This is a genomic window from Streptomyces sp. YIM 121038 (assembly GCF_006088715.1).
Lineage (GTDB): Bacteria > Actinomycetota > Actinomycetes > Streptomycetales > Streptomycetaceae > Streptomyces.
On record NZ_CP030771.1, the window covers coordinates 9,347,591 to 9,371,741 of the forward strand.

Consider the following 24,151-nt stretch of genomic DNA (forward strand, 5'->3'; position numbering starts at 1 on the left):
TCGAGCCGGTCCTGGCCCAGGGCGAGGCGTGGCCAACAGGGCGCGCTGCCTATGGCGCCATCTCGTGAGGGCCTCCGCGGCTACCCCTTCGGGGCGAGGACCACGGCGGTTCCGTACGCGCACACCTCGGTGCCCACGTCCGCCGCCTCCGTCACGTCGAAGCGCATCATGAGGACCGCGTTCGCACCCCGTGACCTGGCCTGCTCCACCAGTCGTTCCATGGCCTGGTTCCGCGTCTCCACGAGGGTTTTGGTCAGGCCCTTCAGTTCGCCGCCGACCAGGGACTTCAGGCCCGCGCCGATCTGCGAGCCGAGGTGCCGCGAGCGCACCGTCAGGCCGAAGACCTCACCGATGACCTGCTGCACCTGATACCCCGGAACGTCATTGGTCGTCACGACCAGGACGTCGGACTGCGCGGCCTGGCCGCCGCCGAAATCCTCGATGCCCATACGAGTGCACCTCCTCGACGCCAGCATGGCCTGCTCCACGGCGTCGTGCCAGTGGGCACCGGCGTGGAGGTGCCCCGAGAGGTACCGAGGACCGCCCCGGCCGGCTCGGGCCGGGGCGGTGCGCCCGCGGTCACTCCGGCGTGCGGGCCCGCCGGGTCGTGGAGCGTGCCGCCTCCTGGGCCGTGTCCTTGACCGACGACACGGCCTCGCGGGCCGGTTCGCGCAGTTCGGCCCCGGTCTCGCGGGCCGCGCCCTGGGCGGCGTCCTTCACGGGGGCGACGAGCTCCTCGGAGTGGTCGCGGACCCGCTGGCCGACGCGGGTCTCGGCGGCGGTCGGCGGGAAGAGCGCGCCGACGAGCAGGCCCGCGCCGAAGGCGACCATCCCGGCCGCCAGCGGGCTGCCCTGGGCCCGGGCGCGCATCCGCTCGGGCGTCTGCCCGGCCTGCTCCCGCACCTGCCCGGTGGTGTCGCCGACCTGCGCGGTGGTGGCCCGCGCGGTGCCCATGACGCGGTCCCTGACGCCCTCGGCGCGGGAGCGCACCGCACGCGCGCGGCGGCGCGCCACACGGGGAGGACTGAGCCGCTCGGCGAGTCGGTCCACACTCTCGGACAGATGGGTCCGGGTCTCCTCGGCCTCCTGCTTCAGCCGGTCGGGTGTCGGGCCCATGTGGCGTCCTCCTTCAACGAATCGATCGAGCGTTCGGGTGTGAGCCGCACCGCGTGCATCCGCTTGCGCCCGGTGACGTACAGGACCGCGCCGACCACCGCCCATACCGCGGCGACGATCAGCGCCGCCCACGCGCGGTCCATGACGTGGTCGAGGCCGAAGACCGCCGCGAGGCTGGCGAGCGCGAGGGCGAGGCCGGTGGCGTATCCGGAGCCCCCGTACAGGCCCGCCGCCTGTCCCGCCTGCCCGCCCTGTTCCTTCAGCTCCGCCTTGGCCAGGTCGACTTCGGTGCGTACGAGGTGGGTCAGGTCGGTGGTGATCTCCCCCACGAGGTCGCCGATGGAGGCGTCCGGGGCGGGGTCCTGCCGGGTGGCCGGTGGCCGGTCGGTGTGCGGGGCGGGCACGGTCACCACCCCCGGCCGGTCGTGGGCGGCGGCGTGGCCGGGGGCTCCGGCGTCACCGGGGTGCCGGAGGCACCCAGGCGCGGCATGGGCGGGGGCCCTTCGCCGGGCGCCAGGGCGGGCTCGGGCGCGTACGCGGCGACGGACTCGGGTGCTTCGCGCGCTGCTCCCCGGTCGGCGGGCCGCTCCTCGGCGCGCCGCTCCGCCGCGCCGACGCCGCGCCCGAGCCGGGACACGGCGAGCCCGGCGAGCGCCGCGCCCGCCAGGAACATCCCGGGGCGGCTGCGCGCGAAGTTCCGCGCGTCGTCGAGGAGTTCGTCGGCGCGGCGGTGCTCCATGCGGTCGGCGATGCGGTGGCCGCTCTCCGCGAGCTGCCGCACGAGCGGTGCCGCGGGGGAGTCGGGCTTGGCGCTCTCGCCCATGTGCCACAGGTCCGTCGACAGGTCACGAAGGCCGGCCGCGAGGCGTCGCACCTGCGCGCCGGCCTCGTCCGCGGCCTGTTCCCGCAGCCGTTCGTACAGGTCCCGGCCCTGGGCGACGGACTCGTGGACCACCTCGGCCGCGCCCTCGCGGGCGGCGCCCGCGACGTCCTGTCCGGTCGACCGGCCCTCGCGGCCGGGATCGTGCATCCGGTCCATGGTTCCTCCCTGTGCAGTGCCTTGGTGTCGGACGCCGCGCCGGGTACCCGGGGTGCTGATCGGAACACCGTCCGTACGCGACACGCGAGGCCGCACTCCGGATTGGCGCGGGCCCGATGGGGTCACCCGTGCCCGTATGACAGACGGCGATGAGCGCAGGAACCAGCGGGACACCGAGGCCGATGACGCGCGACAGCGGCAGGACCCGGCCCCCGGCCCCGGCCCCGAGGTCGAGCGGGCCGCGCCGGACGAGCCGGGCGAGTTGCCCGCCCGTTCCTGGTGGGCCGTGTCGCGCCGCACGGTGAAGGAGTTCCTGAACGACGACCTGCCCGACCGCGCCGCCGCCCTGACGTACTACAGCGTGCTGTCGCTGTTCCCGGCGCTCCTGGTCCTGGTCTCCGTCCTCGGGGTGATCGGTGAGTCGGCCACGCGCACCGTCCTCGACAACCTGGACGACCTCGCGCCGGGGCCGGTGCGCGACCTGCTGACGGACGCCGTACGGCAGTTGCAGGACCGGGGCGGGGTCAGCGGTGTGGTGGCCCTGGCCGGGCTCGCGGCCGCGGTCTGGTCCGCGTCCGGCTACGTAGCCGCCTTCATCCGCGCGGCCAACGCCGTCTACGACGTGGCCGAGGGCCGCCCCGTGTGGAAGCTGACCCCGCTGCGGCTCGGGCTGACCCTGGCGCTGATGGTGCTGCTGGCCGTCAGCGCGGTGATCGTGGTGTTCACCGGCCCGCTCGCCGAGCGCGCCGGTGACGCCATCGGGGCGGGCGACGTGGCGGTCACCGCGTGGTCCATCGCGAAGTGGCCGCTGCTCTTCGTCCTGGTCGTCCTGATGATCGCCCTGCTGTTCTGGCGCGCGCCCAACGCCCGCACCTCCGGCTTCCGCTGGATCAGCCCCGGCAGTGCCGTGGCCGTCGTCCTGTGGCTGGTGGCCTCCGCCGGGTTCGCCGTGTACGCGGCCAACTTCGGCTCGTACAACAAGACGTACGGCACGCTCGCCGGTGTCATCGTCTTCCTCGTCTGGCTGTGGCTCACGAACCTGGCCGTCCTCCTCGGCCTGGAGTTCGACGCCGAACTCGCCCGGCAGCGCGCCATCAGCGGTGGCATGCCGGAGGCGCAGGAACCGTACGTGGAGCCGCGTGACACCCGGAAGTGGCCGCGCGAGCTGCGGAAACGGCTGCGCGGGAGCGGCGGCGAGCGGGTGGGCGGCTGAGGGCGGCGCGAGCAGGACCCGGTCCGTGACGGGGCGGGCGGCGGCCGGTCCCTGACCGGACGGGGCGGGACGGGCGGCGGCCCGGTCGCCGAGGCCGCGGGCGGCCGGTCACCGGCGGGCGAAACCCGGCGCGTGCTCCGGCCGCACCCCCACCCCGCCCAGGTACCCGGCGACCGTCCGCAGCGGCGGCACCTTCTGGAGGAGCTTGAGCGGCAGCGGAAGCCGGTCGCCGCGGAGCGTTCCGGCCAGCGCGGGCCGCAGCAGCGTCTCGTGCTCGCCGCGCTGCGACGCCTGGGTCACCGCCATGGGCAGCCAGCGCCGCTTCTGCACCCGTTCCAGGTCGCGTACGCCGACGTCGCCCCGCCGCAGCGGGGCCGCGAGGACGCGGGCCGCCGCCACCGCGTCCTGCACCGCGAGGTTGACGCCGACGCCGCCGACCGGGGACATGATGTGCGCCGCGTCCCCGATGCACAGCAGGCCGTCGCGGTACCAGCGGCGCAGCCGGCCCATGGTGACCTCCAGGAGTTTCACGTCGTCCCAGGACCCGATCCCGCGCAGCGCCTCGCGGTCCCAGTCGAGCAGGTCGCCGAGCCGGTCCCGGAACCACTCGATGCCGTGGGCCCGCAGCCGCGCGTCGGCGCCCTTCTCGATGAGGTAGGAGGTCTGGTAGTAGTCGCCCCGGTCCATGGTCGCGGCGACCTGGCCGTCGCGGACGCTGAGGAACACGCGGCCGTCCTTGACCGGGTCGCGCGGCGCGGGCACGCGCACCTGCCACACGTCGATGGGTACGTCGAAGTAGTCGGGCGCGAGCCCGGCCGCCCGGCGCACCCGTGAGTCCCGTCCGTCGCAGGCGACGGTGAGGTCCGCGGCCAGTGCGCCCCGGGCGCCGTGCTCGTCGACGTACGTCACGCCGGTGACCCGGCCCGTCCGGTCGGTGGAAAGACCCGTGACCGTCGTGCGCATCCGCAGGGTGAAGCCCGGCTCCTCGGCGGCCGCGCCCGCGAGCAGATCGAGGAAGTCCCACTGCGGGACCATCGCGATGTACTTGTGGCGGCCGGGGATGCGGCGCAGGCTGCCCGCGACGACCGTCGTGCCGTCGATGTGCATCCGCATCTCCTGGAGCCTGCGCGCGGGCAGCTCGGCGAAGCGTTCGCCGAGGCCCAGTTCGTCGAGCAGCCGCAGGGTGGAGGGGTGCACGGTGTCCCCGCGGAAGTCGCGCAGGAAGTCCCCGTGCTTCTCCAGGACGGTCACCTCGACTCCGGCCCTGGCCAGCAGCAGGCCGAGCATCATGCCCGCGGGTCCGCCGCCCACCACACAGCACGTCGTGCGCTCGCGTTCCATGTCCGACACCTCTCCCCTCGTAGGCGCCCCGTGTCGCCGGGCGCCGCCCGCGCAGCACTCTAACCGATCGGTCAGATATCTGACCGGTCGGTTAGTCGAAGAGGCGGAGGGGATCGGTCGAAGTGGCGTGGGGGATCGGTCGAAGAGGTGCTCCGGGAGCGTCGAAGGGGTGTCCCGGGAACGCCGAAGAGGCGCGCCAGGAAATCTGACGTCTCATCAGAAAATCTCTTCCGTCGTCCGGACGCCTGCGGCATCCTGCGCCCATGCAGACGGAGCTGAGCAAGCGACTGGGAGTCGAGCACGCCGTCTTCGGCTTCACGCCGTTCCCCGCGGTGGCCGCGGCGATCAGCAGGGCCGGAGGCTTCGGCGTGCTCGGCGCGGTGCGCTACACCGCGCCCGACGACCTCGCGCGCGACCTCGACTGGATGCAGGACCACGTGGACGGCCGCCCCTACGGCCTCGACGTGGTGATGCCCGCGAAGAAGGTCGAGGGCGTCAGCGAGGCCGACGTCGAGGCGATGATCCCCGAAAGCCACCGGCAGTTCGTCAAGGACACCCTGGCCCGGCACGGCGTGCCCGGGCTCGCCGAGGGCGAGGCGGCGGGCTGGCGCATCACCGGCTGGATGGAACAGGTCGCCCGCGGCCAGCTCGACGTCGCCTTCGACTACCCGATCGAACTCCTCGCCAACGCGCTCGGTTCACCGCCCGCGGACGTCGTCGCACGCGCCCACGAGCGGGGCGTGCTCGTCGCCGCGCTCGCGGGCAGCGCCCGGCACGCGCGCAAGCACGCCGAAGCGGGCCTCGACATCGTCGTCGCCCAGGGCTACGAGGCGGGCGGCCACACCGGTGAGATCGCCTCCATGGTCCTCACGCCCGAAGTCACCGAGGCCGTCGCGCCGTTGCCCGTGCTCGCCGCGGGCGGCATCGGCAGCGGCGAACAGGTCGCCGCCGCCCTCGCCCTGGGCGCACAGGGGGTGTGGCTCGGCTCGGTGTGGCTCACCACGACCGAGGCGGACCTGCACTCCCCGGCCCTCACGCGCAAGCTGCTCGCCGCGGGCTCCGGCGACACCGTCCGCTCCCGCGCGCTCACCGGCAAACCCGCGCGCCAGCTGCGTACCGCGTGGACCGACGCCTGGGACGACCCGGCGGGACCCGGCACGCTGCCCATGCCGCTGCAGGGGCTGCTCGTCGCCGAGGCCGTCTCGCGGATCCAGAAGTACGAGGTGGAACCACTGCTCGGCACGCCCGTCGGGCAGATCGTCGGCCGGATGACGGCCGAGCGCAGCGTCCAGGCCGTCTTCGACGATCTGACCAGCGGCTTCGAGAGGGCCGTCACCCGGCTCAACCGCATCGCGGGGCGCGCTTGACCCCGTGCTCGGGCGACCCCGCACCCTACCCGGCCCCGGCCGCACGGCCCACGGCCCTGGCCGCACCGCCCACGGGCCCGACCGCCCGGCCCGACCCCGCCCGAGGAGGCAGTCCGATGACCAACAGCGCCCCGCCCAACGGCTTCTGGGCCCAGGCGACCGCCGACCCGGACCGGACCGTGCTGACCGCGCCCGACGGGACGCCCTGGACGGCGGGCCGACTGCACGCCGCCGTCAACCAGCTCGTGCACGGGCTGCGCGCGGCGGGTCTGGAGCGCGGTGACGCGTTCGCCGTCGTCCTGCCGAACGGCGTCGAGTTCCTCACCGCCTACCTCGCCGCCGCACAGGCGGGCCTCTACCTCGTCCCCGTCAACCACCACCTGGTCGGCCCGGAGATCGCCTGGATCGTCGCCGACTCCGGCGCCAAGGTCCTCATCGCCCACGAGCGGTTCGCCGACGCGGCGACGGCCGCCGCCGACGAGGCCGGGCTCCCGGCCGCGCGCCGCCACGCCGTCGGCGACGCCCCCGGCTTCCGTCCGTACGCCGAACTCCTCGCCGGGAGGCCCGCGTCGCCCCCGCGGGACCGGACGCTCGGCTGGGTCATGAACTACACCTCGGGCACGACGGGACGGCCGCGCGGCATCCGCCGCCCCCTGCCCGGCAAACCGCCCGAGGAGGCCCACCTCGGCGGCTTCCTCGGCATCTTCGGCATCAAGCCCTTCGACGGCAACGTGCACCTGGTGTGCTCCCCGCTCTACCACACCGCCGTCCTCCAGTTCGCGGGCGCCGCCCTGCACATCGGACACCCCCTGGTGCTCATGGACCGGTGGACGCCCGAGGAGATGCTGCGCCTCATCGACCGCCACCGGTGCACGCACACGCACATGGTCCCGACCCAGTTCCACCGCCTGCTCGCACTGCCCGACACGGTCAGGGCCGCGTACGACGTGTCGTCGATGCGGCACGCCATCCACGGGGCCGCGCCCTGCCCCGAGCACGTGAAGCGGGCGATGATCGACTGGTGGGGGGAGTGCGTCGAGGAGTACTACGCGGCCAGCGAGGGCGGCGGCGCGTTCGCGACCGCCCGCGAGTGGCTGAAGAAACCCGGCACGGTCGGCAAGGCGTGGCCGATCAGCGAGCTCGCGGTCTTCGACGACGACGGCGACCGGGTGCCGCCCGGTGAACTCGGCACCGTCTACATGAAGATGACCACCGGCGGATTCGCGTACCACAAGGACGAGGCGAAGACGCGCAAGAACCGCATCGGTGACTTCTTCACCGTCGGCGACCTCGGCTATCTGGACGAGGACGGCTATCTCTACCTCCGCGACCGCAAGATCGACATGATCATTTCGGGGGGCGTCAACATCTACCCCGCCGAGATCGAGTCCGCCCTGCTCACCCACCCCGCGGTCGCGGACGCCGCCGCGTTCGGCATCCCGCACGACGACTGGGGCGAGGAGGTGAAGGCCGTCGTCGAGCCCGCACCCGGGCACGCGGCGGACGACGCGCTCGCCGCGGACATCCTGGGCCACTGCGAGCGGCACCTGGCGGGCTACAAGCGGCCGAAGAGCGTCGACTTCGTCGCCGCGATGCCCCGTGACCCGAACGGCAAGCTCTACAAGCGGCGTCTCCGGGAGCCGTACTGGGAGGGCCGGGACAAGGCGCTCTGAGGCCGCGGCCCGCCCGCGACGGCTACCACGGCTCTCCGGAGGGGCCCGGCGCGGACTCCCACACCGAGGCGTCGTGGGCGAAGCGCACCTGCCGCGGCGCGAACGCGGCGAGCCGCTCCAGCCAGTGCGGGTACGCGGGCAGCGGCGCCGCCGCGCCGTCCCGCGCGGCCCGCCGGGCGAGGTGGTCGCCCGCGAACTGCGAGGCGAAGTCCCTGGCCTGGCCCGCGAGGACCACTGCGCCGTCCGTACGTTGCACGACCAGCGACTGGTGCCCGTCCGTGTGCCCGGGCGTCGGCACGATCCACACACCGGGCCAGACCTCCGTCTCGCCGGACAGCTCCCGATAGCGCACGCCGGGGAAGTCGACGAGGTGCTCGGCGGTGTAGCCGCCCCGGCGCGCGGCGGCCAGCTCCGCCTCCTGCACGAGCACGGGCCTGCCCGCCAGGAGGGGATTGCCGCCGCAGTGGTCGAAGTGCAGATGGCAGTTCACGACGAGCGTGATGTCGTCGGGGGAGGCCCCGGCGGCCCCCAGGGCCTCTCGCAGCGGACGGCGCCGGGGCCGGTAGTGCGCCTCGGTCTCGGGCCCCGCCTCGCCGATGCCGGTGTCGAAGAGCAGGAGCCCCCGCTCGTGCCGTACGAGATAGGCGAGCACGGGCTCCACCCGCGGCTGTGCCCCACCCGCCTCGGACGCGGGCCGGACGACGTACCCGAGGTCGAGCCGGTGGATCGCTGGAGTGATCGGCATGCGGTGATCCTGCCCGGAGGGCGGCGCGGACGCGCCGCGCGTCTGCTGTCGGCAGAGCCGGCGCCTGCCTTCGCCCACGTGGGGTCAGCCGTCGCGGCCCTGCCATGTGGTGACGCAGGCTTCGTTGCCCTCCAGGTCGGCGAGCAGCCAGAAGGCGGGGGCACGGGTCGCGGACACGAGCCGGCCCCCGGCTGCCAGCGCGGCTTCGACGCGCCGGGCCGCCTCGTCATGCGGAACGCTGATGTCGATGTGGAGGCGATTGCGCTGCGGACGCGCGCGGTCCATGTGCTGGAACCAGATGGCCGGTCCCTGCCCGAGCGGGTCGACGAGCGGATCCTCCGGTCCGTCGGCACCCGCCTCGTCGGCATAGCCCGACACCGCCTTCCAGAACGGCCGGATCCCGGAGACGTCCAGGGCGTCGATGGCGATCTCCATAACCTGGACGGACCGCGGTGCCCCCGTTCCGATCCCGGGCTCCGGCAGGAACCCGGCCTTGGTGGCGGTGGCGGAGATCCGACGCGCGAGCTCGACGTCCCGGGTGGTGACCGCCGCGTGGTCCAGCGACTGCAAAATGAAGAGGGCCAGGCCGGGGCGGGCGTCGACCCGCAGATGGCGGTCGGCGTCGTCGCCGCACACCGCGACGGCGTCCGCCGCCACGCTGATCGCTTGAGCCAACGACCCGACCGGAACCGCCGTGTGCAAGGCACCCAGCAGATAGCGCCACCCGTGGTCCCGGACCGACTCCGAGGCTTCCTGCCGACTCAGTATCCGTTCCATGACCGCATCCTCGCAGTCCCGCCGTCGGCCCCGCCCGCCGGTTCCTCCGGTACGCGCCGTACGCGGTCGGCGCGGGCCCGGCGTGCGGCGGCGCGACCGCCCCTGTGGCCGCGTCGGGTGGTGGGAGATACTGGGCGCCATGTCCCAGGCGATCTTGCGTACCGAACGCGTCGAGTTGGTCCCGCTCTCCGATGAGCACGTCGAGCATCAGATCGAGCTCGACTCCGATCCTGAGGTGATGCGCTACCTGGGCGGGGCGCGCAGCCGTGCACAGGTGGTGGAGAAGGCGCACCGGGCGGCCCTCGCGGACGCGAAGCGGGCCGAGGGCCTCGGGTACTGGGCCGGGTTCGTCGAGGGGAACTTCGTCGGCTACTGGATCCTGCGCCCGCCGGGAGACATCGACGAGGAGCCCGCGGCGGGCCGGGCCGAACTCGGCTACCGGCTGCTGCGGCGCCACTGGCGGCAGGGCCTGGGCAGCGAGGGGTCGGCCGAGTTGGTCCGGCACGCGTTCGAGGACCTCGGCCTCGACCGGGTCTGTGCCATGACCTCGGCGGGCAACGCGGCCTCACGGGCGACGATGGCCGCTGTCGGGCTGCGCCACGTACGCGACTTCGACGCGGACGCCAGCTGGTTCCCGCCGGGGACCGACCTGAGCTCCGTCGAGTACGCGCTCACGCGGGAGGAGTGGCAGGAGGCCCGGAGCGCCCGCCGCTAGGGGCCCTTCACGGCTCGCGGGACGGCCGCGCCGGGAGCGCGTCCGGCGCGGCCGTCGGCTGTCGCCGTGCGGGTCAGGCGTTGTCGGGGAGTGGGGCGGTGGAGCTGATCAGGCCGCTGGTGCGCAGGTCGGTCCAGAACGCGGTGGGGATGTTCTCGTTGAGGGCGGCGGTGTCTTCGGTGATGCGGCTGGGGCGGGTGGCGCCGGGGATGACGGCGGCGGTGGCGGGGTGGGCCAGGGAGAACTGCAGGGCGGCGGCCTTGATGCTGATCCCGTGGCGCTGGGTGAGGGTCTTGAGTTTGCCGACGCGCTCGATGATCTCCGGCGGGGCCTGCTGGTATTCGAAGTGGGTGCCCCCGGCGAGGATGCCGGAGCTGTAGGGGCCGCCGACGACCATGTCGACGCCCTGTTCCTGGGCCATGGGCAGCAGGCGCTGGAGGGCGTGGGTGTGGTCCAGGAGGGTGTAGCGGCCGGCCAGGAGGAAGCCGTCGGGGCGGGGCTCGTCCAGGGCGAGGGTCAGCTCGATGGGCTCGGTCTTGTTGACGCCCAGGCCCCAGGCCTTGATGACGCCTTCCTCGCGCAGGCGGGACAGGACGCGGAAGGCGCCGGTGCGGGCTTGTTCGAACGTGCTCAGCCACCGGTCGCCGTGGAAGTCCTGGGCGATGTCGTGGACCCAGACGATGTCCAGGCGGTCGGTGCCCAGGCGCTTGAGGCTGTCTTCGATGGAGCGCTCGGTGGCGTCGGCGGTCCATTCGTGGACGATCTTGTTGGGGTTGCCGTGCGCGAACAGTCCGCCCTTCTCTCCGAAGTCGGGAGCGGCGGTCTCGTGCTCGTCGAGGATGACCCGGCCGACCTTGCTGGACAGGACGTAGGAGTCGCGGGGGCGGGCGGAGAGGACCTCGCCCAGCCGTGTCTCGGCCAGCCCGGCGCCGTAGAAGGGGGCGGTGTCGTAGAAGCGGATGCCCTGGTCCCAGGCCGCTTCGACCGTGGCGCGGGCCTCATCGCCCGGAATCGCGCGGAACATGTTGCCGAGCGGGGCGGTACCGAAGCCGAGCCGCCCGGGCAGGATGTCGCTGAGTGACATGAGGGTGCCTTCGCAGGTGAGGGTGGACGTCCGTGAGTGCGACGGCGGTTCCGTCGAGGGAACCGGGGGCGCTGGGGGAAGGGATGGACCACCGGGTGGTGCGAGCGCCGCATTTAGTTGCGGACGCGCCTTGCATGCGTAGACAATAGTTGCAGACGCGGGTTAATGCAAGGAGTGTCGATCTCTGCCGCAGGGCGTGAGGCGGTGCTGGACACCGTCAGCTCGCGGTCTGCCGCGAGGGGAAGTCGGCGCCCAGCGTGACGTCCCGCCAGTCGTCGAAGGTGGCTTTGAGGGTGTCGAGCTTGGCGGTGGCGAGGTCGTATGCGGCCTTGCCCAACAGCAGGCGCAGCGGCGGCTGTTCGGCCGTGACGGCGTCGATGGCGGCCCGGGCGGCGCGTGCCGGGTCCCCGGGCTGGTGGCCGTGGGTGGCCAGGGTGCCGGCGCGGCGTGTGCCCGCGGTGGCGGCGTAGTCGTCGATGGTGGTGGCGGACTGGCGCATGGAGGGCCCGGGCCAGTTGGTGCGGAAGGCTGCGGGTTCGACGATCGTCACCTTGATGCCCAGTGGGGCGACTTCGGCGGCGAGCGACTCGGAGAGGCCTTCCACGGCGAATTTGGTGGCGTGGTAGTAGCCGGTGGCGCCGAAGCCGAGCAGGCCGCCGAGCGACGAGATGTTCACGATGTGGCCGCGGCGGCGGGCGCGCATGCCGGGCAGGACGGCTTTGGTGGTGTCCGCCAGGCCGAAGACGTTGGTGTCGAAGAGGGCGCGGATCTCGTCGTCCTCGCCCTCTTCGACGGCGGCGAGGTAGCCGTACCCGGCGTTGTTGACCAGGACGTCGATCGCCCCGAAGGCGGTCTGTGCCCGGGTGACAGCCGTCTCGATCTGCTGAGGGTCGGTGACGTCCAGGGGCAGGGGGAGGGCGCGGTCGCCGTGCCCGCGGATCACGTCGGCGAGCGTGCGGGGGTCCCGGGCGGTGACGGCCGCCCGCCATCCGCGCTCCAGCACGGCGGTGGCCAGGGCCCGGCCCAGGCCGGAGGAGCAGCCGGTGATGAACCAGACCGGCGCGTCAGGAGTGGTCATGAGGGGTGTGCCCTTCGGTCGGGAGGTCGGGGGAGCCGGTGAGGGTGAGGCTGCCGAGCAGGGCCAGTGACTGGTCGGCGGCGCTGCCGGGTTCGGCCCGGTAGACGACGAGGTGCTGGCCGGGGGCGCTGTTGACGGAGAAGGTCTCCAAGCCCAGGGTGAGGTCGCCGACCAGCGGATGGTGGAAGCGTTTCGTCGAGGCCGTCTTCGCCCGCACCTCGTGGCGCGCCCACATGCGCGCGAAGTCGGGGCTGCGGACGCACAGTTCGCCCACCAGCTCCTGCAGTCGCCGATCGTCCGGAGCGGGGTCGGCGGCTCGCAGCGCGGCCACGCACCCCTGCGCGACGACGGCCCAGTCGCGGTAGAAGTCCCGGGCGGCCGGGTTGAGGAACATGGCCGTGATCAGGCTGGAGTCGCCGCCGAGCCATGAGAAGAGCGCCTCGCCGAGGGTGTTGACGGCCAGCAGGTCGAGGTACCGGCCGTAGACCAGAGCCGGTGTGTCCGCCCATGTGTCCAGCAGGGCCACCAGGTGCGGGCCCGCGTACTCCCGGGCGGGCCCGGAGCGCGGCGGGTGCGGCGGATCGACCAGCGCGCGCAGGTAGGCGGCTTCCTCGTCCTTCAGCAGCAGGGCCGCCGCCAGGGCCCGCAGGACCTGGGGCGAGGGGTTGCGTTCACGCCCCTGCTCCAGCCGCACGTAGTAGTCGGTGCTCACCCCGGCGAGGACCGCGACCTCCTCGCGCCGCAATCCGGGAGTACGGCGCGTCCCCGCGGGCATCTCGTGGTCCTCGGGGCGCACCAGCGCGCGCCGGGCCCGCAGGAACTCACTCAGCCGTTTCGTGTGCATGGCCACCACCGTAGGGGCCGGTGACACGGAGAAGGTGGCCCTGTCACACCCACCCGGCCACCCCCCCCGCCGGGCCGATTCCCCCCTCCTCCCCGTCGTCGGGTGGGTGACGCCACCCCAGGTCAGGGCGCCACTGCTGAGGAGAGTCGGCGACGACCTCGCATGCCCTGCCGGCCCGGCCCCGATCCCCTCGCCCACGCCGGTGCCACCGGCTCGCTCTCCCGTTCCAATCCGGACCCCCTCACGGTCCGAATGCTGTGTGTTGTCTGTGAGGGCGCCTCCGCGGCGCTCTTGGGGGGAGGAACCAATGACGGGGAACTGTCCGATGATGTCCGACTGGCCGCTGGTCGGCCGGGCGCGGGAGCTGGTCGCGATCGGGGCCGCGATCGGCACGAGCACGGCCACCGGTAGGGGTGGCGACAGCGGGGTGGTGCTGGCGGGCGAGGCCGGGGTGGGCAGGACCCGGCTGGCGCGAGCCGTCCTGACCCGCGCCCGGCGGGCGGGCCGGGACACCTGCTGGCTGGCCGCCACCCGCACGTGCGCGGCCGTCCCGTTCGGCGCCCTGCTGCCGCTGGTCGCGGGCGACGAGCCGCCGGGCACTGACCCGATGGCCGTGCTGCACCAAGCGGTGCGGCGTGCCGCCCGGCACCGGCCGCCGCTCGTGGTGGGTGTCGACGACGCCCATCTGCTGGACGAGCAGTCGGCGTGGGTGATCCAGCAACTCGCCTTGCGAGGCCTCGTATCCGTGGTGGCGACGGTACGGGCGGGAGAGCCCGCACCGGATGCGGTGACCGCGCTGTGGAAGGACGCGCTGGCCCACCGGATACTCGTCGAACCGCTGACACCAGGAGCGATGGACGAACTGCTGACGCGCTCCCTGGGACCCCAGGTGGAAGGGGTGACCCGGCTTGCGATCGTCCGGACGGCGGCGGGCAGGCCCCGGTTGCTGAGGGACCTCCTGGTGGAGGCGTACGAAGACGGTGCGCTGGTGTGCCGGGAGGGAGTGTGGCTGTGGGACCGGGCCGCCGACCGCACGGAGGGCTTCGGACAACCCGCCGCCACGCTGTGGGACGAGGCCGTGTTCGGCTGGACGCACTGTCTCGGCCTGGTCCTCGCCGGACGATTGCACGAGGCGAGGAACCTCGCGGAAGCGGGCTACAGCGGCGCCGTCGACCAGGGAATCAGGGAGGTGGCCATCGGCTGGGCCGGATGCCGGGGCGCGATCGCCAAGGCCCAGGGGCAGGTGGCCACCGCCCAGGCGGTGCTGCGGGAGGCGGTGGCCGCGCTGCACGGGCGCGGTGCCGACCAGCTCGCCCGGTGGCTGCTCGCCGATCTGGGCGGAGCCGCGGCCCTCGCCGGTGACGCCGCCGGGGCAGGGCGGTGGATGCGGCGCGCCGACGCCCTGCGCACGGAGGGCCCGCGGGGGGAGGTCCGGCGGCTGGTCGACCCCTGGATCGAGCTCGACCGCGCGTGGGTCATCGCGGCCGAGGGGAACCTGGAGCGCGCCGCCCGGCAGGCCCGGTGGGCGGCCGACCTGGCCGACGACACCAAGCAGTACGACGCCGAGGCCATCGCGCTCTACGACGTCGCCCGCCTGGGCGCGCCCTCCTCCGCCATGCCCCGGCTCGCCGACCTCGCCGACACCGTGCACGGACCGCTGGTACCGGCCCTCACCAGGGCGGCGGACGCGCTGGTCGCCCTGGACGGCTCCGCCCTCGACGCGACGGCCGCCGCGCTCGACGACCGCGGCCTCGCGCTGCACGCCGCCGAGACGGCGGCCGCGGCCGTACGCGCCCACCTCACGGCGGGAAACCAGACGGCGGCGGTGGCCGCGCGGACGCGTATGACCGTGCTGCTCGACAGGTGCGAAGGCGCCAGCACGCCCCTGCTGACGGCGCAGCGGGGCCTCGGCGTGTCCGCGCTCTCCCGGCGGGAACACGAGATCGCGCTCCTCGCGGCTTCCGGGCTGCCCAGCAAGGCCATCGCCGAGCGCCTCTCGCTGTCGGTGCGGACCGTCGACAACCACTTGGGCCGCGTGTACGCGAGGCTCGGCGTCTCCGGCCGCGCCGCACTCGCGGTGCTCATCGGCCAACGCCCGGAACGGACTTGAGTATTGATTACTCAAGACATCAAGAACTCGTCGTCATAGCCTTCCCTGTGTCTTCGGATTTTCCCTCGAGGAAAGGCGCGCCCAAGGGTCTGCGAAAAGGGGCCCGAACGACCAGGAGAAGGAATCCGGGAGAGAGGAAAGTGACATGAGGATCCCCAAATCTATGAAGGTGGCAGCGGCGACCGCCATCGCTTCCGCGACGGCCGTCATCGGTCTTTCCGTTCCGGCTGACGCGGCGGGCGCCGACGGCGTGTGCCAGTCCGGTGAATGGTGCCTGTACTACGGCTCGTACCTCAACGGGTCGCTGCGCGACTACAGCGGCGCGGATGCCAACTACAACAACGACAGCTTCGTCAGCGGCGGTCTCGGCAGGTTCCAGACCGTCGCGAACAACGCGCGATCCGGCCTCAACGCGAACGGGTTCTCGTACGTCCAGGCATTCACCGGACCCAGTTTCACGGGGACACGGGGGTACGCGGCTCCCGGAGCGTTCGGGACGCTCGCGTCACCGTACTTCGCCAACCTTGAGTCGCATTACTTCTCAAGGGGTCCGGCGGGCGTGGCCCCGACTCCGGGCCTGCTCCGCTGATGCCACTCCGGTTCCCCGCCCGGCGCACCGGGCGGGGAACCGGTCCCACCGAACGGAGACCCCATGCAGCTCACCGCGAAGCGAGCCGCCGCGGCACTGCTCCTGATCGCCTTGTCGGCGGCCACCGGCTGTAGCGGCGACTCCGACGCCGGTGCCACCTCCGGCGCCGGTGCCGAGCCTGAGGTGAAGTCGACACCGACCGCACTGGAAGCCGCCTCCCTGAAGCTTCCCCTCGACACGTACCAGCTGTCTTCGGACGAGCTCGACCGGCTCGCCGCGGCGCAGAGCGCCCTGGTCGCCCGGTGCATGCACCGCTTCGGCTTCGCATTCCGCATGCCGGACTCGCCGCCCCAGCCCGAACCTCCGGACGGCAACGAGAGGCGCTACGGGACGACCGACAGGGCAACGGCCGCGAAGTACGGCTATCAGCCGAAGCCGCCACCGCACAGGAAAGCACCCGCATCGAAACCAGCTCCCACGAGCGAGGACCCCGCGGAGACGTCCGTACTCATGGGAAAGGGACAGCGGTCGTGGAAGGGAAAGCCCATTCCCGAGAAGGGCTGCGCGGGTGAGGCGGCGCGCGGGCTGTCGTCCGGCGCCCCGCCCCTGTCCGACAGCGAGACGCAGACAGCGCAGAACCTCTCCGCGGAAAGCTTCGCACGCTCACAACAGGACTCCCGGGTACGCGCGGTGTTCAGCCGGTGGGCGCAGTGCATGAAGAAGAGAGGTTACGACTACGCCACACCACTCGACCCGCCGGGAGACCCTCGCTTCACCAAGCAGGTCACCGCACAGCAGATCGAGACGGCGAACGCCGATATCACCTGCAAGAAGAAGACCAACCTGATCGGTGTGTGGTTCGCGGTGGAGTCGCGCTACCAGAAGGACCTGGTCGCAGCGAATCGGAGCACGCTGGAGAAACTTCGGCGGAACAACCGAGCACAGCTCGCCGAAGCCGCGCGCGTCACGGGCAGGGCAACTCCGAGGTGACGACTTCCACCGCGACTCGCCGCACGCGGCAGGACGACCCTATTCCGGCGCCTGGAACCCCCCGATCTCCCGCTCGAGCAGTTCGGCCAGCCTCAGCGGGGTGCGGTCCTCGTACATCGGGCCGATGAGCTGTACCCCCACCGGCATCCCCTCGGGGGACCGGCCCGCGGGCACGGCGGTGGCGGGGAGGCCGGGCATGGTGGCCAGGCCGGCCCAGACGAGCTGGTCGAAGTACGGGTACTCGACGCCGTCGACGGCGATGAGGCGCCGCAGCGGGTCGGGGTGGTGATCGTGCGGGAACGCGGGAGTGGGCGTGATCGGACACACCACGGCGTCGAACTCGGCGAAGAACCGGCGCCAGCGGTGGCGGTGCAGCTCGCGACGGCTGTTCGTCTCCAACCAGTCGCGGTGGGTGAACACCATGGCGCGCAGCCGCACCGCATCCAGACTCGTGTCGTCCGCGCTCAGCTTCGCGGCCTGGGCCTGCAGGGTCTCGTACGCCTCGATGGGAAAGCGCGCCACGGAGCCCGAGACCAGCAACTGCATGTAGACCGAGGCGGCCTCGGCCAGGTCGGGCAGCAGCGGACTGTGCCGTTCGACGCGGGCGCCCGCGTCGACGAGCGCGTCGGCCACGCGCCGCACGCCCGCCCGCACGGCGGACCCGGTCGGAATGAACGGATGCTGGTCGAGGACCAGGACCCGGAAGTCGCGCAGCCGCTCGTGGCGCGCGGGCGGCAGCGTCACCTCGTGCGCCACACCGAGCGTCAGCGGATCCGGGCCGGCCATCACGTCGAGCAGGAGCGTGAGATCGCGGGCGGTGCGCGCCATCGGCCCGACGACGGCCAGGTCACTCTCGGTCGGCAGCGCCGGTGCGGGCGGCGGGACCATACCGCGGTGCGCCGTGAGACCGAGCGTCGGCTTGTGCGCGTAGACGCCGCAGAAATGTGCGGGGGTGCGCAACGAACCGGCGAGGTCCGAGCCGATGGACAGCGACCCGAACCCGACTGCCAGGGCCGCCGCCGAACCGCCGGAGGAGCCGCCCGACGTACGACTGTGATCCCATGGATTGTTGGTCGTACCGTAGATCTCGTTGAAGCTCTGAATGTCCTGCAGCCCCAAGGGCACATTGGTCTTGCCGACCAGCACCGCGCCCGCGGCCTTGAGGCGCGACACCTGCACCGCGTCCTCGGCGGGAACGTAGTCCCGGAACTGCGGCATGCCCCAAGTCGTGGGCAGCCCGACCATGTTGTACGACTCCTTGACCGTCACCGGAAGGCCGAGCAGCGGCCCGTCCTCCCCGCGGGCGCGCGCCTGGTCGGCGTCGCGGGCGGCGGCCCGCGCACGGTCGAAGTCCGGCACGCAGATCGCGTTGACGGCCTCGTCGTCCCGCTCGATACGGGCGATCACCTCGTCGGTGAGTTCCACCGACGTCACTTCACGGGCGCGCAGGGCAGCCATGGTTTCTTCGGCCGTAGAAAATTTCCACTTCATGAATCGACCGTAACGACCGTGCCGAGAGGCCATAAAACGGATTCTCCCGCAATGGTTTTGAATGGCTGAATCATCACGGCCACGCGCGGTCGTCCACTGTCGGAAAGGGCCCGTCCACCCGCTCGGGCATCCCGCTCCATGGGCCGGGCCCGCCGGGTGATCGCCTCCGTGTACGGTCGGTCGAAGCCAGTGCTGGATCTTGGGAGGCGAGGAACGCATGACGGAACGGCAGGAATTCCACGGTGGAGTGAACGTCGTGCACCGCCACGGCGACGTCGTCCACCGACCGGCGTCCCCGGCGGCACCGGCGATCCACCGCTTGCTGGACCACCTCCACGACCAGGGATTCCACGGCGCACCGGAGGCACGGGGCTTCGACGCCGAGGGCAACGAAGTGCTCACCTTCCTCGACGGCGAGGTGCACAACGCGCTCACGCCGCAGTTGCGTACGCCCGAACTCCTCACCTCTGCGGCCGTACTGCTGCGGCGCCTTCACGACGCCACCGTCACCTTCCGACCGCGTCCCGACGACCGCTGGCTGTTCCCGGCCCGACAGCCGGCGGAGGTCATGTGCCACGGTGACGCCGCCCAGTACAACTGCGTGGTGAAGGACGGTGTGGCGGTCGGACTCATCGACTTCGACGCGGCGCACCCGGGGCCACGCGTCTGGGACGTCGCCTACGCCGTCTACCGGTTCGCGCCGCTGCAGGGCCCCGACAACCCCGAGAGCTTCGGCACGCCACAGCAGCAGGCGCGCCGGGTCGCCGCCTTCTGCCGGGCCTACGGCCCGGGCGTGGGCGCCGAGGTCATCGACGCCGTCCCCGAACGCCTGCAAGCCCTCCTGGACCTCATGCGTGCACAGGCCGCGCAGGGCAACGAGGCGTTCCAGCAACACATCGCGGATGGCCACACCGACCTCTACGAGGCGGACATCCGCTATGTGCGGGCCCACCGCGACGTTCTGCGGGCCGCCTTCGACGCTCGATGAAGGCGAACCTTGCGGGAAGGGGCACAGCCCGGACGCGGAGCCTGCGGCGGAAGGACTCCCCGGCCGGTCGCCCCTGGCCGGTTCACCCCCTCTTGAGACTGGTCGGGGGCTGCAAGGATCCGATCTGCCGGACTGCTGGAGCGGGGAGCCCGCGCGGCGCCCACGCACGGCGGCGCCGCGGTCCGGAGCCCCCACGGCCGCGTCCGAGGGCGCGTCCCCCGACACGTTGTTGAGCTGGTTCGCGTACTGGGGCTACGGCGTCATCCGTACCGGGCGCAAGGGCGTCCGGTACGGGACGGAGGCCGACAACGGCCAGTAACAGCAGTCAGCGTGGGTGCCGCCGTCATCGCTGCCGTCAGCTTCGCCACCCTGGCCTCGGCGTCGCCGGGCTCCGACGGCTCCGACGCGCCCAAGCCCAAGCCCAAGCCCAGGATCGTCAAGGCGCAGGCAGCACAGGCCGGTTCCGTGTCCCCCAGGACCTGACGGCGTTCGCGCTCTGCCAGTAGCCGGCGGCCCTCCGCGAACCGCGCACCACGAGCGACCGTGGCTCCGCCACTTCGGGCCGATGGTGGGACGCGCTGGTGCCCGCACGCCGGGCGCGGCGCTGGACCGGCTCGGTGTCCAGCGCGGCCCCACCCCGGGCCTCAGCGCTCGCGCACCCTCACCACCTTCAGTCCGGGCGCCTTGCGGATGTCCCGCTCGCAGAACCGTGACGTCACCCAGCGCTCGGCGGAGTACAGGCGCGTCTGATCGCTGTAGTGCGGCGAGCGCGGGTTCGACGACTGGGAGTAGGTCAGGAGCGTGCGTGCCCTCGGGCAGAGGGAGGCGTCCCAGCCGACGGCCTGGATGTGGCTGGAGCCGCTGCCGACCTCCGCGTAGCCGCCGGTCGTCGGAGTCCAGCGGCCCTCGATCTTGTTCCAGACGCCGAGGGACTCCGTGCCGCCGTGGATCGGCAGGCGCTTTCCGTCGCGTACGACGAACTGGTGGTCGCCGAGGCGCGCGTCCAGCGGGATGCCCGCGGCCCGCAGCTCCGCCACCGCGTCGGCGAGCGCGGTGGCGAAACCGGGCGCGTCGGTGTTGAGGGAACGGGGAGTGCGGACGGGATCGGAGGCGCTGAAGGGCACCTTCCACAGCTGGGCACCCGGCACCTTCGTGAGCAGGGCGCGCCAGAACCGGTCGAAGAGCAGCGCGCCCCGCGACCCGGTGTTCGTCGTGCGGTCCCAGGCCTTGAGCACGTCACAGGCCGCGCGCACGTCGACGGCCCTGCCGTCGCTGCCCGTCGCCGACCCCGAGGGCAGGGCCGCGCAGGCGCGCGCGGCGTCGGCGGCGGCCAGGTCACCGGCGGGCGCGCGGTTCGTGAACTGCTGTCGCTGGAGGTCCTTGACCGTCAGGCCGCCCCGGCGGGCCATCGCGGCAACGTCCTCGACGGCCCCGCGCGTGCGCATCGTCCGCTCGGTGCCGACGGTGCCGAAGATCCGCTCGTAGCCGGTGAGGGGCTGGTCGGCATTGGACAGCCAGGCGCTGTCGTTGGAGTTCTCGGCGTACGGGGCGTCCTTGAGGGTGGGCATGCGCGACGGCCCGAACGTGCCGGGCTGGAGGGCGTCCTCGTCCGAGCCGAGCGCGCAGTCGCGCCGGGAGCCGTCCAGGACGGCCACGCCCGCCACCGGATACGTCAGCCTGCCGAGCGGGGCCGAGCAGCGCGCGGCGAGGTCGTCGGTGACGCGCGGCAGGATCTGCGACTGGGTGAGCAGCGAGTGGCCGGCGCGGTCCGCGGCGACGGTGTTGACCCAGGGCAGCCCCTGGGTGTCGCGCAGCGCACGCAGCACGCCCTTGACCGAACGGGCCTTGCCGAAGCGCAGGTTGGCGTCACCGGCGCGCAGCTGCGCGGCGTTGGGGTCGTTCAGCGCGTACGCGGTCTTCGCCGTCCACGGCAGGGGCAGCTGGGAGCCGAGCGAGGTGACGACCGGCCCGTAGCGGGTCCACCACTGCGTGCGGGTGACCGGAGCGCCGTCCCGCACGGGCACGGTGACCGTCCGGCGCGTCATCCGCTCCCGCTCGCCGTCCACGAGGTACGCGGTCGGGTCGGCCGGGTCGAGCGTCAGCTCGTGCACGGTGAACGGGACGCCGGTCGCCACGGTGTGGCTCCACGCCACGTGGCTGTTGAAGCCGATGTTGACGACGGGGGTGCCGAGCAGCGCCCCGCCCGAGACGTTCAGCTCGCCCGGGATGGTCTGCTGGAGCTGCAGGAAGCGACGGCTGCCCTGCCAGGGGTAGTGGGGGTTGCCGAGGAGCAGGCCGCGGCCGCCCGCCGTGGTCCTGCCGCTGAAGGCCACGGCGTTGGAGCCCATGTCGGCGCCCTCGGCGCCGGGCGCGAGCAGCCGCCGCGCCGCCTCGGCGGTTCCGTGCGGGTCGGGGGAGCGTCGCGTCGTGCCGGGGCCCGGCGGGTTCGCCCCGGTGATGCCGTCCACGACCCGGCCCTGACCGCCGAGCATCGACACCGCGTGACCGAGGCGGGCCACGTCCAGGGCCGAGGCCGGACGCACCCAGTCGGCCTTGGCGCACGCGGGGTCCGTGACGCGGTTCTGCCGCAGCCACGCGTTGTAGCCCGCGGCCAGGCCGCGCATCAGCTCCTTGGCGGCGCGGCTGGGGCCGCGCGGCGCGGGCTGTTCGAGGAGCTTCTCGACCGTGCCCGCCTGCCGTACGCCCCGGAAGTACAGGTCGCTCGTGAGGTTCGTCGTCGCCGAGGACAGGCCGCCGCCCGGGTCGCGGTCAGGGCCGAAGTGGCGCGAACGCTCGCCGCGTACGGTGGTGAAGCTCTGGGCGAGCACGCACACCTGGTCGGCGGCCTGGGCCCAGCCGGTGCCGAAGCCGAGGTCCGCGTAGTCCTTGGCGAGGATGTGCGGGACGCCGTACTCGGTGTAGCGGATGGTGGCGGAGAGGCCGCCGCCCGACGGCCGCTCGCTGCCGCCCGGCGCGGCCGTCGCCGTGGCGGTCAGCAGGGCCGAGGCGGTCAGCAGGGCCGTTCCCCACGCCACGACGGGTCTGGTACGCATGCGCATCGTGCCTCCCAACTACGGTGAGAGCAGTGGCCGTTGGAGCGTACCAACCGGTACGTAACGTGTCTGGAGGGCATACGCCAGGTGTCCCGTGGAGCGTGCGGTTCCGTCAGTGCCGCGCGGCCCACTCCGCGCGGGCGGCGCGCACCTCGTCGAGGGCCTGGCGGTGGCCGCCCTCGCGGGCGCGGCGCTCGGCGCGGTCGAGCAGGGCGGCCGCCCCGGCCGGGTCGACGGCGGTGCGGACACGGGCCAGCGCGGTGAGAGCGAAGGCGAGAACGGTGCCGCCGAAGGGCTCGGCCAGCTCGACGGCGGCCCGCGCGAGGCGCTCCGCCTCGACCGCATCGCCCAGGGACAGCTGGAGTTCGGCGAGGTTCGCCCGCTCGAACGCGGTGGCCGTGGGGCGGCCCGCCTGCTCGGCCAGGGCGAGGGCGCGGCGGCCGTGGCGCAGGGCTCCGGGGAGGTCGCCCGCGCGGCGCGCGTTCTCCCGCAGGACGGAGAGCACGGTGGCGAGCAGGGCCGGGTCGCCGGACGCCTCGGCGGCGGCGAGGGCCTGCTCGGCCGGGGCGGCTGCCTGGTCGAAGCGGCCGAGGAGGCCGTTGCAGGCGGCCTGTTGAGCGAGGGAGCGGGCCAGGAGCGCGGACCGGGCGGACGGGGGAGGCGCCGGCGCGAGGCTCGCGGTCGCCGCCGGGGGACTGCCCAGCGCGGCCTGGGCGGTGCGCGCCGCGTCGAGCCCCGCCTCGTACGCGCCCTCGTAGAAGAGCACCAGGGACCGCGCCATGTGATGCGCGGCCCTGACCTCGGCCGGAGCCGCCGGGTCCGGCGCGTGGGCGCGCAGGCTCGCGTGCGCCTCGGCCGGGCGGTGGCGGCGGGCGAGCACCTCCGCGAGGCGGGCGGCGGCGAGGGCGCAGGCGTCGGCCTGGCCGCGCAGCGCGTACGCGGCCAGGGCCTGCCGCAGGACGCCGATGGCCTCGTCGTAGCGGCCCGAACGGTCGAGGGTGAGCGCCCAGTCGAGGCGGACGCGCGCGGCCTCGAGGTCGACGTGCTCGCGCGGTGCCGCGCGCTCCCGGCCCGCGCCCCGGCGCCGGGAGGCGTCCCCGAGGACCCGGCGGGCCCGCTCGTCGGCGGGGGCTCGGTCGAGGACGCGCCGGGCGACCGCCGCCGCGCGCACCGGATCGTCCTCGCGGAGGTGTCGCTCGGCGAGGGCGAGGCCCGTCGTGGTGCGCAGGTCGGCCAGGCGGGTGCGCCGGGCGTCGGCCCAGGCGGCGTAGCGGTCCTCGGGGAGCAGCTCGCCGGTGAACGCCTCGAACGCGGCGGTCAGCTCGGGCAGACCACCACGCGACAAGGCGTTTTCGGCCAGGGCCTCGACTCGGTCCGCGTCGACGAGCACCGCCCCCGGCACCAGGCGCAGCAGCGCCCCGTCGGTGGTGAGGTAGGAGGAAGCGGCCCGGGGTCTGAGTTCGGGCTCCAGGGCGTGGCGGGCGGTGTGCAGGGCGACGCGCAGGTTCCGCAGCGCGGCGTCCAGCTCGGCGTGCGGCCAGCACTCGGCCATGACGTGCTCGCGGTGCAGCTGGTGGCCCGGCGCGAGGGCCAGGAGCTTCACCAGGGTCCGGGCGCCGGGACGCGGCCAGCGCGCGGCGGGCGGCACGCCGTGCGGCCGTTCGGCGCGGAAGCCGCCGAGCAGATACAGATGCAGGGGACGGGCGCCCGCACCGGCCGCCCCGTCGTCCTCGCGGGCCCCGCGCTCCTTGCCGTCCGTGGGTGCTGACGTGCTCATGAGGTGCAGTTTCTCCAACGGGGCACGCGATCACGCCTGTTACGGCCCTATTACTGGCCGGAACTCGCCGGGCATCGCGGCACGTCACAGGCGGGCCGGGTGCGTGATCACGACGTTGTCGTGAGGGGCGCCGATTGCCCGTCGCTTCCGCGTTGACCTGC

At 73.4% G+C, this 24,151-nt stretch carries 22 protein-coding genes; 9 read left to right on the top strand and 13 right to left on the bottom strand.

Translation table 11 applies throughout. The annotated features are described in order from the left end of the window. Nucleotides 1–80: 80 nt before the first annotated feature. The 4 genes from C9F11_RS39510 to C9F11_RS39525 form a co-directional block, all read right to left on the bottom strand. On the bottom strand, nucleotides 81–449 hold the full coding sequence (locus tag C9F11_RS39510; RefSeq protein WP_138964901.1) for a YbjQ family protein: 369 nt from the start codon (nucleotides 447–449) through the stop codon (nucleotides 81–83). 130 nt (nucleotides 450–579) lie between these two features. After that, entirely contained in the window at nucleotides 580–1,116 is a 537-nt protein-coding gene (locus tag C9F11_RS39515; protein WP_138964903.1) for a DUF3618 domain-containing protein, read from the bottom strand. Then, complete coding sequence (locus C9F11_RS39520) at nucleotides 1,092–1,520, bottom strand: phage holin family protein (RefSeq protein ID WP_249402073.1); 429 nt, start codon at nucleotides 1,518–1,520, stop codon at nucleotides 1,092–1,094. The genes C9F11_RS39515 and C9F11_RS39520 overlap by 25 nt, the downstream gene beginning before the upstream one ends. A gap of 2 nt (nucleotides 1,521–1,522) precedes the next feature. Next, nucleotides 1,523–2,155, bottom strand: a complete 633-nt coding sequence (locus tag C9F11_RS39525) for a hypothetical protein (protein WP_138964907.1) — start codon at nucleotides 2,153–2,155, stop codon at nucleotides 1,523–1,525. A 136-nt stretch (nucleotides 2,156–2,291) separates the two neighbouring features. On the opposite strand from C9F11_RS39525, the gene C9F11_RS39530 reads away from it, so the two are divergent. Next, nucleotides 2,292–3,368, top strand: coding sequence for a YihY/virulence factor BrkB family protein (locus tag C9F11_RS39530; protein ID WP_138964909.1), 1,077 nt, complete (start codon nucleotides 2,292–2,294; stop codon nucleotides 3,366–3,368). A 108-nt stretch (nucleotides 3,369–3,476) separates the two neighbouring features. On the opposite strand, the gene C9F11_RS39535 is transcribed toward C9F11_RS39530, so the two are convergent. Then, a complete protein-coding gene (locus tag C9F11_RS39535; RefSeq protein ID WP_138964911.1) occupies nucleotides 3,477–4,709 on the bottom strand; it encodes an FAD-dependent oxidoreductase in 1,233 nt (410 codons plus the stop codon). 263 nt (nucleotides 4,710–4,972) lie between these two features. Between C9F11_RS39535 and C9F11_RS39540 the strand changes: the two genes are divergently transcribed. Together C9F11_RS39540 and C9F11_RS39545 are read left to right on the top strand one after the other, a co-directional pair. Further along, nucleotides 4,973–6,076, top strand: a complete 1,104-nt coding sequence (locus C9F11_RS39540; protein WP_138964913.1) for a nitronate monooxygenase family protein — start codon at nucleotides 4,973–4,975, stop codon at nucleotides 6,074–6,076. A gap of 116 nt (nucleotides 6,077–6,192) precedes the next feature. Then, nucleotides 6,193–7,749 carry an acyl-CoA synthetase gene (locus C9F11_RS39545; RefSeq protein ID WP_138964915.1) on the top strand — a complete coding sequence of 519 codons (1,557 nt, stop codon included), beginning with the start codon at nucleotides 6,193–6,195 and terminating at the stop codon, nucleotides 7,747–7,749. Between the two features lie 22 nt (nucleotides 7,750–7,771). On the opposite strand, the gene C9F11_RS39550 is transcribed toward C9F11_RS39545, so the two are convergent. Continuing rightward, complete coding sequence (locus C9F11_RS39550) at nucleotides 7,772–8,494, bottom strand: N-acyl homoserine lactonase family protein (protein ID WP_138964917.1); 723 nt, start codon at nucleotides 8,492–8,494, stop codon at nucleotides 7,772–7,774. Between the two features lie 84 nt (nucleotides 8,495–8,578). Next, nucleotides 8,579–9,271 carry a VOC family protein gene (locus C9F11_RS39555; RefSeq protein ID WP_138964918.1) on the bottom strand — a complete coding sequence of 231 codons (693 nt, stop codon included), beginning with the start codon at nucleotides 9,269–9,271 and terminating at the stop codon, nucleotides 8,579–8,581. A 139-nt stretch (nucleotides 9,272–9,410) separates the two neighbouring features. Here C9F11_RS39555 and C9F11_RS39560 point away from each other — a divergent pair, with 139 nt between their 5' ends. Next, entirely contained in the window at nucleotides 9,411–9,986 is a 576-nt protein-coding gene (locus C9F11_RS39560) for a GNAT family N-acetyltransferase (RefSeq protein WP_212767874.1), read from the top strand. A 73-nt stretch (nucleotides 9,987–10,059) separates the two neighbouring features. On the opposite strand, the gene C9F11_RS39565 is transcribed toward C9F11_RS39560, so the two are convergent. The 3 genes from C9F11_RS39565 to C9F11_RS39575 form a co-directional block, all read right to left on the bottom strand. Then, nucleotides 10,060–11,070: an aldo/keto reductase gene (locus C9F11_RS39565; protein ID WP_138964920.1), complete on the bottom strand. Its 1,011-nt coding sequence runs from the start codon at nucleotides 11,068–11,070 to the stop codon at nucleotides 10,060–10,062. Between the two features lie 217 nt (nucleotides 11,071–11,287). Further along, nucleotides 11,288–12,148: an oxidoreductase gene (locus C9F11_RS39570; RefSeq protein WP_138964922.1), complete on the bottom strand. Its 861-nt coding sequence runs from the start codon at nucleotides 12,146–12,148 to the stop codon at nucleotides 11,288–11,290. Continuing rightward, on the bottom strand, nucleotides 12,135–12,992 hold the full coding sequence (locus C9F11_RS39575) for a helix-turn-helix transcriptional regulator (RefSeq protein ID WP_138964924.1): 858 nt from the start codon (nucleotides 12,990–12,992) through the stop codon (nucleotides 12,135–12,137). The genes C9F11_RS39570 and C9F11_RS39575 overlap by 14 nt, the downstream gene beginning before the upstream one ends. Nucleotides 12,993–13,299: 307 nt before the next feature. On the opposite strand from C9F11_RS39575, the gene C9F11_RS39580 reads away from it, so the two are divergent. From C9F11_RS39580 to C9F11_RS39590, 3 genes are all read left to right on the top strand, one after another. Continuing rightward, entirely contained in the window at nucleotides 13,300–15,102 is a 1,803-nt protein-coding gene (locus tag C9F11_RS39580; RefSeq protein ID WP_138964926.1) for a LuxR family transcriptional regulator, read from the top strand. Nucleotides 15,103–15,265: 163 nt separating this feature from the next. Beyond that, a complete protein-coding gene (locus C9F11_RS39585; RefSeq protein ID WP_171075999.1) occupies nucleotides 15,266–15,691 on the top strand; it encodes a peptidase inhibitor family I36 protein in 426 nt (141 codons plus the stop codon). Between the two features lie 63 nt (nucleotides 15,692–15,754). After that, on the top strand, nucleotides 15,755–16,681 hold the full coding sequence (locus C9F11_RS39590) for a hypothetical protein (RefSeq protein ID WP_138964930.1): 927 nt from the start codon (nucleotides 15,755–15,757) through the stop codon (nucleotides 16,679–16,681). A 39-nt stretch (nucleotides 16,682–16,720) separates the two neighbouring features. On the opposite strand, the gene C9F11_RS39595 is transcribed toward C9F11_RS39590, so the two are convergent. Continuing rightward, nucleotides 16,721–18,172: an amidase gene (locus tag C9F11_RS39595; protein WP_138964932.1), complete on the bottom strand. Its 1,452-nt coding sequence runs from the start codon at nucleotides 18,170–18,172 to the stop codon at nucleotides 16,721–16,723. Between the two features lie 217 nt (nucleotides 18,173–18,389). Between C9F11_RS39595 and C9F11_RS39600 the strand changes: the two genes are divergently transcribed. Next, nucleotides 18,390–19,160, top strand: coding sequence for a phosphotransferase (locus C9F11_RS39600; protein WP_138964934.1), 771 nt, complete (start codon nucleotides 18,390–18,392; stop codon nucleotides 19,158–19,160). Between the two features lie 330 nt (nucleotides 19,161–19,490). Continuing rightward, on the top strand, nucleotides 19,491–19,643 hold the full coding sequence (locus C9F11_RS47785) for a hypothetical protein (protein ID WP_171076000.1): 153 nt from the start codon (nucleotides 19,491–19,493) through the stop codon (nucleotides 19,641–19,643). Between the two features lie 161 nt (nucleotides 19,644–19,804). On the opposite strand, the gene C9F11_RS39605 is transcribed toward C9F11_RS47785, so the two are convergent. Both C9F11_RS39605 and C9F11_RS39610 read right to left on the bottom strand, forming a co-directional pair. Next, nucleotides 19,805–22,219: a penicillin acylase family protein gene (locus C9F11_RS39605; RefSeq protein ID WP_138964936.1), complete on the bottom strand. Its 2,415-nt coding sequence runs from the start codon at nucleotides 22,217–22,219 to the stop codon at nucleotides 19,805–19,807. A 106-nt stretch (nucleotides 22,220–22,325) separates the two neighbouring features. Further along, the gene (locus C9F11_RS39610; RefSeq protein WP_138964938.1) at nucleotides 22,326–23,990 is read right to left on the bottom strand and encodes a hypothetical protein; all 1,665 of its coding nucleotides are present in this window, start codon (nucleotides 23,988–23,990) and stop codon (nucleotides 22,326–22,328) included. Between the last annotated feature and the right edge of the window lie 161 nt (nucleotides 23,991–24,151).